The sequence below is a fragment of the Microcystis sp. genome, from assembly GCF_048564745.1.
GTDB classification, from domain to species: Bacteria; Cyanobacteriota; Cyanobacteriia; order Cyanobacteriales; family Microcystaceae; genus Microcystis; species Microcystis ichthyoblabe_A.
On record NZ_JBLZRT010000180.1, the window covers coordinates 1 to 1,752 of the forward strand.

Below are 1,752 nucleotides of genomic sequence, written 5' to 3' on the forward strand. Positions count from 1 at the left end.
AAAGCAGCCTATGAATTAAGTAGGGGTTGCTGAATAAATCTAAAAACCTTGTTGGATAATATTTTTAGGCTTTTTTAGCCCAAAAACCTTTTTTAGCAGGATTTACACCGATATTCAGCCAACCCTAAGTAGAATTTAAAATCATCCCCAGTGAGGAACTAGCCATGAAATCCTTTGCCCTTCTTACCACCGTTAGCCTAATCAGCCTTTCCACCCTCGCGACTGTTCGCCCCGTCATGGCGCTAGAGAGCCGACAACCAGCCGAAACCCAGATCGCTCAAGGGAACAATCAAGACGCGATCGGCCACTATAACCGGGGAGTTGGCTACATCCAACAGAAAAAATACGATCTCGCCCTCGCTGAATTCACCAAAGCGATCAACATTAATCCCCGATACGCCGAGGCTTACCTCAATCGCGGGTTTCTTTACGAACAACAGGAGAAACCCGACCTCGCCCTGTCCGATTTCAATCAGGCGCTCAACATTAATCCCCGATTGGCCGAAGCTTACAACAATCGCGGGTTTCTTTACGCCGAACAGGGGAAACCCGACCTCGCCCTGTCCGATTACAATCAGGCGCTCAACATTAATCCCCGAAACGCCAATGCTTACTACAATCGCGGGACTCTTTACTACGAACAGGGGAAATCCGACCTCGCCCTGTCCGATTACAATCAGGCGATCAACATTAATCCCCGATTGGCCGAAGCTTACAGCGGTCGGGGGATTCTTTATTACTCTCGAAAAGAAAGGGAAAAAGCGATCAGAGATTTCCGACAAGCCGCCGAACTGTTCCGCCAGCAAGGAAACGCGGCGTTATATGAAAAGGTTATGGAAATCCTACGGCTATTAGGCGCGGTCTAGTCCTTTTTCTTGGGTTGAGCGAATCAATGGGTTAAAGAAAACCTCTCAATTTTAGGGGGAACACGAAACCCAACAGCCAACACCTCAATCCGTCGGAATCTGCGATCGCAAATTTTGTCGGCTGCATTAACGAATGTCAGGCGGCAATCTCGCTGCCAACCCTGATAATAAAGCTGATTGTGGCTTGAGAGCAATTCCGTTATAATAGGGGTCAACTTAATATCGTTAGCAACGCAGAATGAGGATTTCACCATGAGGATTCCATATACATATTGGAAAGAATCAGATGGGATGTTCTTGGGCTATTTGAATGAATTTCCCGATCATTGGACCCAAGGTGTTGACTTAGAAGAATTAATCGAAAACCTGATCGATCTCTACAGAACATTTACTACGGAAGAAATCCCCGGAATCAAGAGAGTTGCAGAGTTTGAATTCGCATGAAAAGACATGATTTAATTGCACAATTGGAGCAAGCTGGCTGCTACTTGATTAGACGTGGAGGGAAACATGATATTTACCATAATCCAGATACTGGAAAAACAGAACCAATTCCCAGACATCGAGAAATTAATGAGCGATTGGCTAAAAAGATTATCAAAAGTCTTACTGGTGACAGATAAATTCACAGTGCCAATCAAACAAGGCTACAAGGAAGCAAAGGAGCTATGGAAAAATGATTACTGTAGGATTTAAAAAAAAGTGATCGCTCTTACTACTTTCTAATTACTTTAGATAGTAGTAGCCTAGTGCTTTTTAGACAAAAAAAGCCTATTCTGTATATTCCCAAAAAAGCAGCCTATGAATTAAGTAGGGGTTGCTGAATAAATCTAAAAACCTTGTTGGATAATATTTTTAGGCTTTTTTAGCCCAAAAACCTTTTTTA

3 protein-coding genes are annotated in these 1,752 nt (G+C 43.4%); all 3 read left to right on the forward strand.

The features are described 5' to 3' along the window. The first annotated feature begins 164 nt into the window (after positions 1 to 164). The 3 genes from ACOCD9_RS19360 (at position 165) to ACOCD9_RS19370 (ending at position 1,489) form a co-directional block, all read left to right on the forward strand. Positions 165 to 866, forward strand: a complete 702-nt coding sequence (locus ACOCD9_RS19360; protein WP_419548217.1) for a tetratricopeptide repeat protein — start codon at positions 165 to 167, stop codon at positions 864 to 866. 252 nt (positions 867 to 1,118) lie between these two features. Beyond that, complete coding sequence (locus ACOCD9_RS19365) at positions 1,119 to 1,310, forward strand: type II toxin-antitoxin system HicB family antitoxin (RefSeq protein WP_002800870.1); 192 nt, start codon at positions 1,119 to 1,121, stop codon at positions 1,308 to 1,310. Then, positions 1,307 to 1,489, forward strand: coding sequence for a type II toxin-antitoxin system HicA family toxin (locus tag ACOCD9_RS19370; RefSeq protein ID WP_012267861.1), 183 nt, complete (start codon positions 1,307 to 1,309; stop codon positions 1,487 to 1,489). Before ACOCD9_RS19365 ends, ACOCD9_RS19370 begins: the two co-directional genes overlap by 4 nt. Positions 1,490 to 1,752 lie beyond the last annotated feature (263 nt).